The organism is Sphingomonas sp. LR55 (assembly GCF_036856015.1).
GTDB lineage: Bacteria > Pseudomonadota > Alphaproteobacteria > Sphingomonadales > Sphingomonadaceae > Sphingomonas.
Window position 1 is genome coordinate 2,104,091 of the sequence record NZ_JASPFO010000001.1, and the last position, 15,864, is coordinate 2,119,954.

Sequence of the window (15,864 nt, forward strand, 5' to 3'; positions counted from 1 at the left end):
GTCGGAAATGTGGTTCGATGCCGCTCTTGTCAATCGTCACGGTCCGCCGACAGCACACGCGCCCAGCATAATATCGTGACGGAGCGGGCACCTGCGCGCAGCAGAACGCGGGTGCACGCGTCTGCGGTCGCGCCGCTGGTGTAGACGTCATCGACCAGAACGACGGTCTTGCCGCGTACGCGTTCGGCCGCCTCGATCGCGAACGCACCCGCGACGACCCGAGCGCGTTGTCGCCCTCCCAAGCCGCGTAAGACGACGGTGCGACGCGGCCGGACGAGCACGTCGCGGTCCTCTGGGACGGCACTCAGTTTGGCCAGGGCTTGCGCGATCAATGCCGCCTGGTTGAAGCCGCGCGACCAGATCCGCCGACGATGCAGCGGGACTGGAACGAGCAGGTCGGTCTCGGCCGGGATCAGCCATCGCATCCGCAACGCCATCGTTTCGGCAAAGGCCGTCCGCCCGCCATATTTCAGGCGAAGCGCAAGACTGCGGGCGACCGGCCCATAGGCTACAGCCGCCCGCACGCCCGCATGGCGCGGCGGATCGCGCAGGCAGGCGCCACAGCGCGCATCGGCGCCGCGATCAAACGCGAACGGACGATTGCATCCGGCGCACCAGGGCGGTGCGATGAAGCGCAGGCTGGACCAGCATACCGCGCAGAACCTATGATCCTGCGCGACCGGGTCGCCGCACCCGGCGCAGCGCGGCGGCAACGCGGCGTCGACGATATGGCGTAGCACGCTCGGCAGTTTGAAAAGCTGGTTCAAGCGCGGTTGCAAAGGCAGGCCTCCTTTTCCGGGGCCGGTGTTTGCGCCGTACCCCTTGTCGGCGATGCCGGTGCGCGGCACAAGCGCCCCGTGTCCGATCAAGCCCCCGAAATCTTCGACCGCGCCGCGCGGCGCCACCGCCGCGATCGCGCTGCGCCCGACTATGCCGAGCACGACTTTCTCCGCGCGACAATGCTCGACGGGATCGCGGAGCGGCTGGAGGCCGTCACGCGGTCGTTCGCTGATATCCTCGATCTCGGCTGTTTCGATGCCGCGTTTCCGGCGCCGATCGGTGCGCGGATCGCGCGATGCGATCCAGGCTATGCCTTTGCCGCCAACGCAAACGGCGTGCAGGCCGATGAAGACCGGCTGCCGTTCGCCGATGCCAGCTTCGACCTTGTCGTGAGCGCGGGCGTCCTCGACCAGGTCGACGACCTGCCCGGCGCGTTGTCGCTGATCCGGCGCGTACTGCGCCCCGACGGTCTCTTCCTTGGCGCGTTCGTCGGCGCCGGCAGCCTGCCTGCCTTGCGCGCCGCACTCCGCGCCGCCGAGGCCGACCGGCCGGCGGCACGCTTACATCCTCAGATCGACGTCCGCTCCGCCGGCGACCTGCTGATGCGCGCGGGCTTTGCGCTGCCGGTCGCGGACGTCGAGACGCTCGATGTCGGCTACCGCGATCTCGGACGATTACTGGGTGATCTGCGCGGGATGGCAGCAAGCAACATGCTCAAACAGCGCCAACCGATGTCGCGTGAAATCTTCGGGCGGACGCTGGCCGCATTCGGCGATGCCGCCGACGACCGCGGCCGGACGCACGAGACGTTCCAGATCGTCTTCCTGACCGGCTGGTCCCCCGACCCGTCGCAGCCAAAGCCGGCACGACGGGGCAGCGCGACCACCTCGATGACGGACGCGCTGAAGCCTCGAGGCTAGCTAGCCGATCATCCCTTCGCCTTCGGCATCGCGCGCTAAAATCCGGCCCATCGCGTCGAACAGCGAATCCATCGCCACCGGTTTGAAGATCACGTCATCCGCGCCGGCGACGAGGCAGCGCTGGCGAAGATCGGGGGCGATGTCTGCCGTCACGACGATGATCGGCACGCGGCCCTTGGCATCGTCCCGCGCGCGAATGTGTTTGATCGCGGTCACGCCGTCCATGCCGGGCATCCGCAGATCGACCAAGATCATCGCGAAGTCCTGCTCGTCGATGATTTCCAGGCCGCGTTCGGCGCTTTCCGCTTCCACCATCGTCACGCCGGCGACGTCGAGCATGTCCTTCACGACACGTCGGTTCATCCGGTCGTCCTCGATGAAGAGAACGTTCACCATCGCCTCGTCGATAGCAGCACTTGCGAGGGAATTACGGCGGACATAATCGTGCATCTACGCTTTATGCGGCGTTCGACACAAGGACGGGATGTTCGAGGTCCTGCGGGGGCGACTCGCCATAGATCGCGCGTACCAAAGCCGCGCCGCTGACCGGCTTTGCGATGACCCTGGTCACCCCGGTCGCAAGCAATTCGTCCTGCTCCCGCGCGGCCGATACAGGCCATAGCAGGCTCGTTTCCGCGCCGGCCGACCGCGCCGCCTGCGCGATGATACGCAGATCGGCGAGCGGGTCTTCGCCGAGGCGGACCGTCGCATCGTCGATCAGGACGTGCGCGATCGCACCCTCCGCCAACCGCTCCACGGCGGCGTCGGCCGATCCCGCAAACGCGATCGTTCCGGCACGCGGGGCCAGCAGGGTCTTGAACATGCTGCGCGTGATCGGATTGCGATCGACGACCAAGGTAACCGCGGTACCGATCGCGACCGGAATGACGACCGGCGCGACCGTGGCGGCACGGACGAACGGCAGGACCAGCGTGAAGGTCGTGCCCTGCCCCTCGACGCTGGCGACCAGGACATCGCCGCCCATCGCCCGTGCGAGGTTGCGACAGATCGCCAATCCCAGCCCGGTCCCACCAAATTGACGGGTGGTGCCGGCATCGGCCTGCGCAAAGGACTCGAAAATCTGTTCGAGCTTGTCGGCAGGGATGCCAATCCCCGAGTCGGTGACCGCGATCCTCAACCGACCGTCCTCGGCAACCTCGACGGCGAGCACGACGCGGCCCCGCTTGGTGAATTTCAGCGCATTGGACAGCAGGTTGAAGACGATCTGCCGGATCCGCACAGCGTCGCCGATGATCATCGCGGGGCAGCCGTTGAGCGCGATCTCGAACGTCAGGCCCTTGCTGTGCGCCTGCTCCTCCCACATCCGCGTCGCGTCCATCACCGTCGCACACAGATCGAACGGCGCCGCCTCGATCGTCAGGTTGCCGGCCTCCATCTTCGCGACGTCGAGAATATCGTCGACCAATGCGCGCATGGTCAGGCCGGCATCGTGCACGACACCCAGCCGATCGCGCAGCAACGGCGACAATTTGGCGTCCGCCAGCATGACCTGGGTCATGCCAAGAATACCGTTGAGCGGCGTGCGGATCTCATGGCTGGTGGTTGCAAGGAACTCCGTCTTGGCCGCGAGCGCCTTGCCAAGCGCACCGTTGGTGATCGCCAGATCCGCATTCGCCGCACGGACCAGATTGCGACTGCGGCGGATCGTGAACAGGCCGATCGCCAGCAACGCGATCACGATCGCGACCGCCGCCGAGATACCCATGAAGACATAGCGCTGGGTCTGCACCCGTGCGCGTTCGAACGCGATGCCGCGCCGCAGTTCGTCGGCGCGCAACTGGCTGATCTTCAATTCCTGGTTCGCGAAATCGAACCGCGCCGCCATCAGCGCCGACTTGGTACTGGTCGCGACTTTCGTCGCATCGTCGTCGATCCGCTTGACCGCCTGCAGATGGACAAGCGCCGACTTCGGATCGTTCGCCGCCAGAAACACGTCATACGCAGTCTGATGAATGTCCTTGGGCGATATGCTTGTTCCCTCGGGCCCAAGATCCGCCAGCGCCTTAGTGATAAGTGTTACGGCACGCGGAATTTGTCCGCGTTGCAGTGCCAGCTGTGCCGAAATTGCAATGATGCCCGCCCTCAGTCCGGACGTCTCACGGTCGGCCGTCAACAGCAGGCCTTCCCGAATTGCCTGTTCCGCGCCAGTCAGATTTCCCGACGACAATAGAAGCAGGGCAAGGTTCGCATATATCTGAGCGACCAAAGGAGCACTTTTCAACTCCTTTGCCAGTGATAATGCTATTTTGAATTCTACTAGAGCCTGCTTGTATTGTTTTAACTCACCAAACGCCGTCGCCCGATTATTATAGACGGATACTGACAGACTTGGATCGGTCTTATATATTTCGATGGCCTGCTGGTAATATTTGAGCGCGGTATTTTGATCCATCGCCTCGGTGTACAACCACGCGATAAAAATCAGCGCCATTGCCTGTCCGCGATTATCACCCATTTTCCGGTAGCGAGAAAACGCCGTCTGATAATCGGTCAACGCCGCTCCAGCGCGTCCTTGGCTACTTTCGGCGCCGCCACGCGATAGCAATATGTCTGCATACAGCTTGGATTGCGGGGCACTCGCAGCCGCCTTCGCCAACGCGCCGCCGATCAATATTCGCGCTTTTTCCGGATTTCCGGTTCGGAGATACGCTTCGCCTTGCAACCACTGGGCCGTGGCGATCGAAATCTCGCGAGTTCCGGGATTGCGGATCGATGCGGCGATAGTCTCTGCGGCAGCGGCCTTTGATCGGGCTGCCTCCGAATCAATCAACATCGCGCCTTTGGCGTCGGCTATCGTCTGATCGAACCGAGCCTCAGCCGACACTTTCGCGGTCTGTGCTTCACAGGGCTGGCCAACTCCAAGGCCGAACAGCAGGACATTGGCGGCCATTCCGATCCATAAGGCCGCACGCCTGCTCAACCGCGCTTCCACACGGTTGCAAGACGGTTGAACGGCGCACGCACGTCCGCCGCAATGGCAAGGTGCTTTTCGTCTGCCAGGAAGTGGATCAGCGCGTCGAGATTGATCGGGCGGCTGATCAGGAAACCCTGAATCATGTCGCACCCCATGACGGACAGCAGCGCCATCGCCGCCTGCGTCTCGACGCCTTCGGCAACCACTTCCATCTCGAGTGCATGCGCAAGGTCGATCGTCGACCGCACGATCAGCGGGTCGCGGTTCGAACTCGTGAGTTGCGTAACGAACAGCTTGTCGATCTTCAGTTCGCGCGCCGGCAACTGCTTCAGATAGGCCAGCGACGACAGGCCGGCGCCATAATCATCGATCGCGATCACGATCCCGATATCGGCAAAGATCTTGAGGTTTGCGATCGCGCTTTCGGGATCGCGAATGACCGACGTCTCGGTGATCTCGAAGCCAAGTCTCGCGCCGCTGGCCTCGACCAGCGCGCAGACGGTCCGGACAAACCGCGCGTCGGCCAGCAGGACCCCAGCAATATTGATGAATATCCGCAGGTCATGACCATGTGCGACCAGCGTCTTCTGGTCGCGAATGGACCGTCGGATGGTCCACAAGGTCAGCGCGATGATGTCCCGCGATTCCTCCGCGATCGGGATGAAATCGCCCGGTAGGACCAGCCCCTGGTCGCGTGCTTCCAGCGAACCAGCGCCTCGACGCTGGTGATCTCCTGCCGCCGGAGATGAACCTTGGGCTGATACTGGAGAAACAGTTCTTCGGTATCGATCGCGATCGTCAGGTCGCTTGCCAGTTGCGCCCGGTCGATCGACGCCGCGCCGGCGTTCACGTCGCGTGCGACCGCCACCCGTTCGCTGCGCGCATCGGCCAAGGCGCGCTCGGCTTCCTCGATCAGGTGTACCTCGTCGCGATCGCCGATCGTCGCCCCGGCCGCCGCCCCGAACTGGACGTGGATCCTGTGCAACTCGCCATCGATATCGAAGGGCTGATCCAGCGCCGCTTCGAGAGCGGCAATCGCCACGTCGAGCGCCAGACGCGCCTCGCTCTCGAAAGCGATTTCAATCATGTCGCGACCGGCGATGACGATCCGTGCATCCGACAGCACCGTACCAATCCGTGCCGCGACATCGACGATCATCGTATCGGCACGGGGTCGCCCAAGATGTCGACGCAGAACGCCGAAATTCTCGATCTCTGCCAAAATCAGGAACTGCCAGGCGACAGGGCGCGGCAGAATCGTCGAGACGCCGCCCACCCCCGTCATCGTCACCGACCCGGACAAGGCGGCCGATCTCGCTCTGCGATGCGCCGTTTACGAAGTGCGACTGCGGAAACTGCCTCATGCCTAACGGATATCCGACACGCATAAACATAGTCTTAAGTAGAACGCTCCCCACTCGCCGCAAATCATGGTTAACAATTTACAAAAATGATTGTTTAACGTTTTGTTATCCATTATGCAGAAATTGCACCCGGTTGGGTGTCAATAAGGGAGCATAAAACATGCTGAATCTCATCATCTCGCTGATCTACAGCGGCATTCGCCCCTGGTGAATGCCGACGTCGGCTCGACCAACGCTGTTCGCCCATATGCGGCGAGCACGTTGATCGGGCCGACACTTCACGGGTGACGACTAGTGCAGAACGTGGAATGACACGTTGCTTGCAGAGGGCATGCGGGATGCTGATCCGGCAGTAACACTGCTGTAACATTGGTATGGCGCCTCGACCGCGGGGCGCGCCGCTCAGGTCTGGCGCTCGACCGAGATCAACGGAGTCGATCCGGCCTGCATAAGTTGGACGGAGTGCCTGCTAGAGGCAAAGCGCCGTCGCTAATCGGTCATAGAAAAACGAAACGCGGGCATGATCCGCGCAGATGCGACGGAAATTACGCCGGCCCCTCGCCACGGCGGAGAAGAGCGCCCGTACGGACGCCCTCCCCTTCGCGGCTTAGCGCATCAACTCCACCGCCATCGCAGTCGCTTCGCCGCCGCCGATGCAGAGCGACGCCAGCCCACGCTTCTGACCCGTGGTCTCAAGCGCCGACAGCAACGTCGCAAGGATCCGCGCTCCGCTCGCGCCGATCGGATGACCGAGCGCACAGGCGCCGCCGTGGATGTTCACCTTGTCATGCGGCAGCCCGAGGTCGCGCATCGCGATCATCGCGACGACGGCAAACGCCTCGTTCACCTCGAACAGTTCGATGTCCGATGCGGACCAGCCGGCCTTCTCCATCGCTTTCCGCATCGCGAACACCGGCGCGGTCGTGAACAGCGCCGGCGCGTGGGCATGCGCGGCGTGCGCGACGACCCGCGCGATCGGCGTGATGCCAAGCCGTTCGGCGACGCTCGCACGCGTCATCACCAGCGCGGCGGCGCCGTCGGAAATCGACGAGGCGTTGGCGGCGGTGATCGTGCCGTCCTTCGAGAAGGCGGGCTTCAGCGTCGGGATCTTGGCGACGTCGCCCTTGGCCGGCTGCTCGTCGAGCGAGACCGTGGTCGTGCCCTTGCGGCCCGCAATATCGACGGAGACGATCTCGCGGTCGAACGCGCCGGACTTCTGCGCGGCCTGCGCGCGGTGGAGCGACTCGATCGCGTAGTCGTCCATCTGCTTGCGCGTAAACTGATATTCGTGCGCGGTATCCTCGGCGAAATTGCCCATCAGCTTGCCGGGTTCGTACGCATCCTCGAGCCCGTCGAGATACATGTGATCGTACATCCGGTCATGGCCGATCCGCGCGCCGCCGCGGTGGCTTTCGAGAGGTACGGCGCGTTGGTCATGCTCTCCATCCCGCCCGCGACGAGCAGGTCGACCGACCCGGCCGCCAGCGCATCCGCCGCCAGGATCGCCGCCTGCATCCCCGATCCACACATCTTGTTGACCGTCGTCGCCTCGACGTGATCGCCAAGCCCCGCGTTGATCGCCGCCTGTCGCGCCGGCGCCTGGCCGAGCCCGGCTGGGAGCACGCAGCCCATGTAGATCCGCTCGATCTCGGCGGCCGATACGCCCGAGCGCTCGACCGCACCACGCACGGCGTCGGCGCCAAGCTGCGTCGCGGTCGCGCCCGACAGCGCGCCCTGGAACGAGCCCATCGGCGTACGTGCGTAGGACAGGATGACGATGGGATCTCGATCGGCGGCCACTTCACTCTCCATGTATTCTTCTGCCCCCGTATCTGGGGTTGATGTGCGGCAATACAAAGCACCGCGGGATGCGCCTAGACCTCGCGTCATGGAAACACTCATCACGACGCTCAAATGGTGTGCAGCAGGGTCGGGGGTGATCGCCGCCTTCATGGTGTCGCTCGACTTCGGGCGACGCGTGACGGGGTGGGGGTTCGTGCTGTTCGTCGGCTCGTCGATTGCGTGGCTGAGCGGTGCGGCCTTGACCGGGGACTGGGCGCTGGGCACGCAGAACATCGTGTTGTTCGGGATCAACCTCCTCGGCGTGTATCGCTACCTGGTGCGGAAAACGGGTGTCTGAGGCTGCGTTCTGGGCGGTGGTGCTGGGGGTGCTCGGAGCGATCATCGGCAGCTTCGTCGCAGCACTAGTGACGCGCTGGCCCGACGGGCGATCGGTGATGCAGGGGCGATCGGCGTGCGACTGGTGCGGGCGGACACTCCGCGCGATCGAATTGGTACCGCTGCTGAGCGCGCTCGTTCTGCGCGGCCGGTGCCGAGGATGCGGCGTCGCGATCAGTCCGGTGCATTGGCGGATCGAGTTGGCGGGGTTGGTGATCGGCTTGGCTGCGGGGCTCGTTGCGCCGGGACCGGTAGGCATAGCAGGCGCAGTGTTCGGATGGCTGTTGCTGGCGCTGGCAAGCCTAGACCTCGTCGCATTCTGGCTGCCCGATCGACTGACAATCCTTCTCGCTGCGACCGGGCTCGTCGGCGCCGCGCTCGGTATCGACCCATCGCTTCAGGAACGGCTGATCGGTGGTCTCGCCGGGTTCGGCATGCTGTGGCTGGTCGCGTTCGGCTATCGACGCATACGTGGCCGCGACGGGATGGGTGGCGGCGATCCGAAGCTGTTCGGTGCGATCGGGCTGTGGCTCGGGTGGCAGATGTTGCCCGCCGTCCTGCTCATCGCGAGCATGATCGGGCTCGGCGTCGTCCTCGCCGCGCACCTCAAGGGGAGGAGCATGGCGGCGGACACCGCGCTTCCGTTCGGCGCGTTGCTGGCGATCGCGGCTTATCCCGCGTGGCTGTTCATGATAGGCCTGACGCCATGATATCGCTCGCTCTTATGCTCGCGCTGCAAGCCGCGACGCCTGCGCCAGCTGCCAATCCAGGTCCGGGTCCCCTCGGCGCGATCGGCCAGCAGAAGCTCCCCGCCAAGGGATGCGCCGCGTATCTCTGGAGCATGGATGCCGGCCGGCAGCTCGTCGCGATGGCCACCGCCGACCCCGCGCAGATCCGCCTCGCGATCGACGGCAAGACCACCGACTATGCGATGACGACCCAGTCGCCCGCGATCGGCTTCGGCTTCGGCGGCGTCACGCAATATCGCGGCGGCGACGTGACCGCGACGCTCGACATGGCGGTCGCGGTGCGCGCCGACATCTCGGCGGGCGCGACCGTGACGTCCGCGACGCTACGGATCGACCGCCCCGGGCGCGATACGATCGTCATGCCGGTCGGTGGCCTTATCGGCTGTGTCTGATCTGAATTTTGGTGAAACCAAGCCGTCCTCCGTGCGTTACGTGGACGAAGATGGGGGTGAATCGTACACGATTGCCGTCCGTAAAGGGGATCGTGTGACAGCTTCGAACAGCCAGCATCATTGGCTCGCTCTCGCGTTGGTAGCGTCGACAACGGGGTTTGCGGGCATCGGTTCCGCGCAATTGGTGAAGCCGGGCACCGCCCCGGCCAAGGGCCCCGATGCGCCCAAGCCTGGCGACCAGCCGCAGTCGAACGATCCGCGCTCCGACGCGCCGATCGTTCCCGATGCCGAGTTCGACAGCGCGCTGCCGCCGTTGAGCGGCGACCTGAACGCGCCATTGGAAGCGATGACGCCGCTGCCTGCTCCGTCGACCCAGGCACCTGCGACGCCCGCCACGGCCACGACACCTGCGACCACGCTGGCGGGCGATGTGCTGCCCCCGACCGGCCCCAGCGATCCGCAACTCGCGCAACCGTTGACGCCGCTGTCGAGCTTCGACACGACCCCGCTTCAGACCGCGGCGGATATCAAGGACAAGGACGCGCCCGAAATCCGCTACGAGACCGCGACCAAGGGTCTCGACAAGGCGGGCGACGGGCTCGAAGGCGAATACAAGGCCCTGTCTGCACTAGCAGAGGGCAAGGGCAAGGCGGCGAACGCCACGCAGGTCGCGGCGCGCGCGTGAGGACGAAGCGCTGGCGGTGCGGCTGCTGAAGTCGCTCGGCTATTACGACGCGACCGCGATCTCGACGATCGAGACGATCCCCGACGCCGACACGACCAAGCCCGCGCGGCTGAAGGCGACCGTCAGCGCGCAACCCGGCCGGCTCTATTCGCTGTCGTCGATCACCGTGAAGGCGGACGCGACGACCCCGCCCGATCTCGTACGTACGCAGTTGCCGCTGAAGGTCGGCGATCCGATCGAAGCCGCACGGATCCAGGGCGCTGAGGCAAATGTCAGCCTGACGCTGCCGCAGCAGGGCTATCCGTTCGTCAAGGTCGGCGAGCGCGACATCCTGCTCGACGACCAGACCCCGACCGGCGCGTACACGCTGCCCGTCGATACCGGCCCGCGCTCGTCGTTCGGGCAGCTTCGCACCGAGGGCGATCCGGTCTTCAACCTCGAGCATCTGAACCTGTTCCCGCGGTTCAAGGCGGGCGAACTCTACGACAACCGGATGACCGACGATCTGCGCGATGCGCTGGTCGCGACGTCGCTGTTCGCGGCGGTGTCGGTCGAGCCGGTCCGCACCGGCACGATCAATCCCGACGGTACCGAGCAGGTCGACCTGCTGGTGCGGCAGAGCGAAGGCAAGCCGCGCTCGCTCGGCGGCAATGTCGGCTATTCGACCGGGCAGGGCTTCCGCGCGGAGGGCACGTGGCAGCACCGCAACCTGTTCCCGTATGAGGGCGCGCTGATCGCCTCGGTGATCGCAGGGACGCAAGAGCAGGGCGTGTCCGGCACGTTCCGCCGCGCCAACGCGGGCAAGCGCGACAAGACGTTCAGCCTGACCGCGGGCGCGAACCATTCGAATTACGACGCCTACGACGCGTTCACGACCAGCGTCGGCGTTCGCTGGAGCTACGATTCCACGCCGATCTGGCAAAAGCCGCTGACCTATTACTATGGCGGCGAACTCGTCGGTACGAACGAAAGCGTCTACGACTTCACGCAAGGCAAGGACGTCCGACGCACCTACGGCATCGTCGCGCTGCCGGGGCAGGTGAAGTTCGATCGCTCGGACAGTCTGCTCAACCCGACCAAGGGCTATCGCCTGACGCTCAACCTCAGCCCCGAAACGTCGGTGCAGGGTTCCGTCAAGCCGTACATCCGCACGATGATCGAGGGGACGTTCTACTATCCCGTCTCCAGCAGCATCGTCATCGCGGGCCGCGCCAAGGCCGGCTCGATCCAGGGCGTCGACCGCGACGATCTCGCCCCGTCACGACGCTATTACGGCGGCGGCGGCGGTTCGGTGCGCGGTTATGGCTATCAGCGGCTCGGGCCGTTCGATCCTAACGGCAACCCGGTCGGCGGCCGCTCGCTCAACGAATTTGCACTCGAAGCGCGTTACCGGTTCGGTGATTACGGCATCGTGCCGTTCATCGACGCGGGCAACAGCTATGAAAGCAGCACGCCGAACCTGTCGTCGTTGCGCTACGGCGCGGGCATCGGCGGGCGCTTCTACACCAGCTTCGGCCCGATGCGGTTCGACGTCGCGACTCCGCTGAACCCCCGCAAGGGCGACGGCAAGGTCGCCCTCTACATCTCGATCGGGCAGGCATTCTGATGGCCGAAAACGGCATTCCGCACGTCGAGACGACGCCCGAAACGATCGTGGTCGAGCGGCGCCCGGTGTGGCAGCGCATCCTGAAATGGCTCGCGATCCTGGTCGTGAGCTTGGTCGCGCTCGTCCTGATCGTGCTGTTCGGGATCAATACCGATCCGGGCCGCCGCCTCGTCGCCGACCAGATCGGCGGCTACACCACCGCCTCGGGGCTGAACATCAAGGTCGGCCGGATCGACGGCTCGATCTATGGCGCGATGACGCTCAGCGACGTGCGCGTGTCCGATCCCAAGGGCGTTTTCCTGACCAGCCCGAAGCTAGCCGTCGACTGGCGTCCGTTCGCGTTCGCCAAGAACCATGTCGACGTGCGCTCGCTGACCACGCCGCTGGTCACGTTGCAGCGCCGCCCGGTGCTCAACGCGACGCCGACCGACCCGAACGCGCCGCTGCTCCCCGATCTCGACATCGACGTGAACCGCCTGGTGATCGATCGCTTCTTGATCGCCAAGCCGGTCACCGGCCAGACGCATATCGTCAAGATCGACGGTGCGGTCCACATCGCTGACAAGCGCGCGCAGCTGACCACCAACGCGACCGCGCTGACCGGCCCGGGCATCGCCGGTGGCGACCGCCTCGTGCTGAAACTCGACGCGGTGCCCGAGCAGAACAAGCTCGACGTCAACGTGAAGCTGACCGCGCCGGTCGGCGGTGTCGTCTCGACGATGGGGTCGTTCAAGGCGCCACTGACCGCGACCGTCGATGGTCGCGGTAGCTGGGCCGCATGGCAGGGTCGCGCAGTTGCGACGCTCGGCGGCGGACAGCTGGCGAACCTCGCGCTGACCGCGAAGAACGGCCATATCGAAGTCCGCGGCTCGACGCGTCCCGGCCTGTATCTTGAAGGCCCGGTCGAGCGGCTGACGGCGCCGCAGCTCGATGTCGCGATCGATACGACGCTCAACGACCGCAAGGCCGACACGCGGATGACGCTGAAGTCGGACGCGCTGGCGGTCGACGCCGGCGGCCTGATCGATCTCGCTAACAGCCGCTTCGGCAATTTCGCGGTGAGCGCCAAGCTGCTGACGCCCGGCGCGATCCTGCCGAACCTGCGCGGTCGCGACGTGACGGCACGCGTCGTCCTCGACGGTGCGTTCGCGACGCCGACGCTCGACTACAAGGTCCGCGCGGCAACGATCGCGTTCGGCGACATGGGCGTTGAGAACCTCTACGCCGAGGGTCTCGCGCGTGAACTCGGACCGCATCCTGGTGCCGGTGAAGGCGCGCGCACGTCGCGTGACGGGGCTCAATGCCGCGGTCGGCGGGCTCGCCACCAACGTCGCGATCGACGGCGACTTCGCGATCTCGGGCGTCAACGTCCTCTCCGACAACCTCAAGATCCGCTCGGACAAGATCGATGCGACAGCGGTGGTCGTCGCGAACATGTCCACCGGCCGCTACACCGGCGCGCTCAAGGGGCGGGTCAACAATTACCGCGTTGACGGCATCGGCATCGTCAACCTGACGACCGACGCCAAGCTGGTGCCGGGACCCAAGGGCGGCTTCGGCATCACCGGCCGCGTCGTCGCGCAGACCTCGCAGATCTTCAACGAAGGCGCGCGCAGCTTCCTCGGCGGCAACGCGATCGTCCGCTCGGACATCGGCTACAGCCCCGAAGGCATCGTCACCTTCCGCAATCTTCGGATGAACGCGCCACAGTTCCGCGTCACGCGCGGCGAAGGCCGGTTCGATCCGGCGACCGGCGCTGTGCTGGTCAATGCAGACGCGTATTCCACCGTCTACGGCCCATTGTCCGCCCGCGTAACGGGTAGCGCGACCGCCCCCGTCGTCGTCCTGCGCGCTCCACGTCCCGGCGTCGGCGTCGGGCTCGTCAACCTCAACGCGCGGATCGTCGGTCGCGGCGGCGCCTATGCCGTTACCGCGAGCGGCGGCACCAATTATGGCCCGTTCACCGCCGACGTGTTGGTGACGCCAGGCACGCAGCTCGCAGTCGATGTGCGCCGCGTGGTGTTCGCCGGGATCGTCGGCAGCGGCCGGATCGTCCAGACCGCGGCCGGTCCGTTCGCGGGTGCGCTCCAGTTCGCCGGGCAAGGCTTGTCCGGAAACGTCCGCCTCGCCAACCAGGGCGGCTACCAGCGCGCCAACGTCGCCGCGCGTGCCAACGGCGCCAAGATCCCCGGCATGGTCGACTTCACCATCGGCCGCGCGATCGTCAGCGCGACCGCAGTACTGACGCCGACCCCGCAGATCGTCGCCGACGCGCAGATCGCCGACATGCGCTACGGTGCGATCGTCCTCTCGGCGGCGCGCGAAGGTGAATTACGTCGGCGGCAACGGCACCGCCCAGGCGTTGCTGACCGGCTCGAACGGCGTTCCCTTCCGTCTCGCCGTCAATGCCAAGCTCAGCCCGAACAACTACCTCGTCGCCGCGCAGGGCCAGGCGAACGGCATCGACTTCCGCACGGTCAACCCGGCGCGTATCCAGGCGGTGAAGGGCGAATATCGTCTGTCGCCGACCCGGATCGACTTCGGTGGCGCAGGCGGCGGCTCGGCGCGCTTGGCCGGCAGCTACGGCCGCGGCACGAACGCTCAGGTCCGGCTCGATCGCCTCGACCTGTCGACGCTGTCCGCACTGGTCCCGAACCTCGGGATCGGCGGCAAGGCAACCGGCAGCCTCGACTTCTCGCAGGCGAACTCGGCCGCGCTTCCGACCGCGGACGCGCGCGTGACCGTCGCCAACTTCACCCGCTCGGGCCTTGCCGCCGTCTCCGACCCCGTCGACATCGTGTTCGCCGGGACGCTCGGCGGCGACGGCGCGACCGGCCGGGCGCTGGTCCGTCGCGGTACGTCGGTCATCGGCCGCATGGTTGCGAACCTGCGGCCGCTGCCGGCCGGCAATGGCTCTTGGAGCACGCGCCTGATGGCCGCGCCGCTGTCGGGCGGGATCCGCTACAACGGTCCGTCCGCGGTGCTCTTCAGCTTTGCGGCAATCCCGAACCAGCAGCTCTCGGGCCCGATCGCGGTTGCGGCGGACTTCTCCGGGCGCCTGCAGGCGCCGCAGCTCAACGGTGTGGTCCGTGCCGACAACCTCACCTACGACAACGAGACCTACGGCACGCGTCTGTCGCAGATGCGGATCGCCGGGCGGTTCTCGAACACCGACCTGCAACTGACGCAGCTCAACGCGAAGGCCGGCGACGGTACCGTGCAGGCGCAGGGCACGATCGGGTTCGCGGCGGACAGCGGCTTCCCGATCGACATCCGTGCAACGCTGAACAATGCGCAGCTCGCCAAGAGCGACGCGATCAGCGCCACCACCACGGGCACGGTACGCCTCACCAACGGGCGCGACGGCGGCCTCATCCAGGGTGATCTCCAGATCCCCGAGGCCCGCTATCAGATCATCCGCCAGGGTCAGGCCGAGGTCCCCGAACTGACCGGTGTCCGCCGCAAGAGCGACATCCGCACGCCGGCTTCGACCGACCGGTCGCAGGTCCCCGCCGTCGGCAAGTTCAAGCTCGATCTCCGCGTCCGCGCGTCGAACCAGTTGTTCGTGTCGGGCATGGGTCTCGAATCCGAATGGGAGATGGACATGCGGATCGGCGGCACGTCCGCCGCGCCGATCGTCACCGGCGGGATGGACATCGTCCGCGGTACCTATTCGTTCTCGGGCAAGCGGTTCGAGGTCACCAAGGGCCAGATTCGCTTCCGCGGCGGCGCGCTGACCGATCCGGACATCAATATCCAGGCGTCCACCACGACCAGCGACATCACCGTCATCATCAACGTGACGGGTACCGGCCAGCGTCCGCAGATCGCGTTCACCTCGACGCCGACTCTGCCGCAGGACGAAGTGCTCAGCCGCCTGTTGTTCGGGTCGAGCCCGGCCAATTTGTCGGCGACCGAGGCGATCCAGCTGGCGTCCGCTCTGAACTCGCTGCGCGGGTCGGGCGGCGGTGGTCTCAACCCGCTCGGAAAGCTGCGCTCGGCGACCGGATTCGACCGGTTGCGCGTACTCGGCGCCGACGAGGCGACCGGGCGTGGCACCAGCCTCGCGGCGGGCAAGTACATCACGAAGAACATTTATGTTGAGATCGTGACCGATGCGAAGGGCTTCACCTCGACCCAACTCGAGATCGCGCTGACCAAGGCGCTCAGCCTGTTGTCGGCCGCAGGATCGAGCGGCGGGCAGAGCGCAAGCGTCAAATATACGAAGGACTATTGAGTAAAGATCACAACAGGA

General features: G+C 65.7%; 9 protein-coding genes and 4 pseudogenes. 6 read left to right on the forward strand and 7 right to left on the reverse strand.

Annotation, left to right across the window (positions count from 1 at the left end; genetic code table 11):
- Positions 1 to 29 precede the first annotated feature (29 nt).
- A complete protein-coding gene (locus QP181_RS09990; RefSeq protein WP_333928419.1) occupies positions 30 to 779 on the reverse strand; it encodes a ComF family protein in 750 nt (249 codons plus the stop codon).
- A 78-nt stretch (positions 780 to 857) separates the two neighbouring features.
- Here QP181_RS09990 and QP181_RS09995 point away from each other — a divergent pair, with 78 nt between their 5' ends.
- Positions 858 to 1,700: a class I SAM-dependent methyltransferase gene (locus QP181_RS09995; RefSeq protein ID WP_333928420.1), complete on the forward strand. Its 843-nt coding sequence runs from the start codon at positions 858 to 860 to the stop codon at positions 1,698 to 1,700.
- Here the strand turns inward: QP181_RS09995 and QP181_RS10000 are convergent, their stop codons facing one another.
- From QP181_RS10000 to QP181_RS10025, 6 genes and pseudogenes are all read right to left on the reverse strand, one after another.
- A complete protein-coding gene (locus QP181_RS10000; RefSeq protein ID WP_132735457.1) occupies positions 1,701 to 2,093 on the reverse strand; it encodes a response regulator in 393 nt (130 codons plus the stop codon). It lies immediately after the preceding gene.
- Between the two features lie 64 nt (positions 2,094 to 2,157).
- Positions 2,158 to 3,834, reverse strand: coding sequence for an ATP-binding response regulator (locus QP181_RS10005; RefSeq protein ID WP_333929612.1), 1,677 nt, complete (start codon positions 3,832 to 3,834; stop codon positions 2,158 to 2,160).
- 24 nt (positions 3,835 to 3,858) lie between these two features.
- Positions 3,859 to 4,611, reverse strand: a pseudogene (locus QP181_RS10010) (tetratricopeptide repeat protein); the annotation flags it as partial.
- 26 nt (positions 4,612 to 4,637) lie between these two features.
- Positions 4,638 to 5,339: an EAL domain-containing protein gene (locus tag QP181_RS10015; RefSeq protein ID WP_333929613.1), complete on the reverse strand. Its 702-nt coding sequence runs from the start codon at positions 5,337 to 5,339 to the stop codon at positions 4,638 to 4,640.
- Positions 5,258 to 5,920, reverse strand: a complete 663-nt coding sequence (locus QP181_RS10020) for a diguanylate cyclase domain-containing protein (protein WP_333929614.1) — start codon at positions 5,918 to 5,920, stop codon at positions 5,258 to 5,260. The genes QP181_RS10015 and QP181_RS10020 overlap by 82 nt, the downstream gene beginning before the upstream one ends.
- A 686-nt stretch (positions 5,921 to 6,606) precedes the next feature.
- A pseudogene (locus tag QP181_RS10025) lies at positions 6,607 to 7,811 on the reverse strand (acetyl-CoA C-acyltransferase).
- Between the two features lie 76 nt (positions 7,812 to 7,887).
- On the opposite strand from QP181_RS10025, the gene QP181_RS10030 reads away from it, so the two are divergent.
- The 5 genes and pseudogenes from QP181_RS10030 to QP181_RS10055 all read left to right on the forward strand — a co-directional run bounded on the left by QP181_RS10030 (position 7,888) and on the right by QP181_RS10055 (position 15,846).
- On the forward strand, positions 7,888 to 8,139 hold the full coding sequence (locus QP181_RS10030; protein ID WP_165895429.1) for a hypothetical protein: 252 nt from the start codon (positions 7,888 to 7,890) through the stop codon (positions 8,137 to 8,139).
- A complete protein-coding gene (locus tag QP181_RS10035; protein WP_333928421.1) occupies positions 8,132 to 8,887 on the forward strand; it encodes a prepilin peptidase in 756 nt (251 codons plus the stop codon). The genes QP181_RS10030 and QP181_RS10035 overlap by 8 nt, the downstream gene beginning before the upstream one ends.
- The gene (locus QP181_RS10040) at positions 8,884 to 9,318 is read left to right on the forward strand and encodes a hypothetical protein (protein WP_333928422.1); all 435 of its coding nucleotides are present in this window, start codon (positions 8,884 to 8,886) and stop codon (positions 9,316 to 9,318) included. The genes QP181_RS10035 and QP181_RS10040 overlap by 4 nt, the downstream gene beginning before the upstream one ends.
- Positions 9,319 to 9,412: 94 nt before the next feature.
- Positions 9,413 to 11,609: pseudogene (locus QP181_RS10050) on the forward strand (autotransporter assembly complex protein TamA).
- A pseudogene (locus QP181_RS10055) lies at positions 11,609 to 15,846 on the forward strand (translocation/assembly module TamB domain-containing protein). The pseudogenes QP181_RS10050 and QP181_RS10055 overlap by 1 nt, the downstream one beginning before the upstream one ends.
- Positions 15,847 to 15,864 lie beyond the last annotated feature (18 nt).

Excerpts from the sequence above, each read along its gene's own strand:
- QP181_RS10020 (WP_333929614.1), bottom strand. The coding sequence starts at position 5,920 with ATGACGGGGGTGGGCGGCGTCTCGACGATTCTGCCGCGCCCTGTCGCC.
- QP181_RS10030 (WP_165895429.1), top strand. The coding sequence starts at position 7,888 with ATGGAAACACTCATCACGACGCTCAAATGGTGTGCAGCAGGGTCGGGG.
- QP181_RS10040 (WP_333928422.1), top strand. The coding sequence starts at position 8,884 with ATGATATCGCTCGCTCTTATGCTCGCGCTGCAAGCCGCGACGCCTGCG.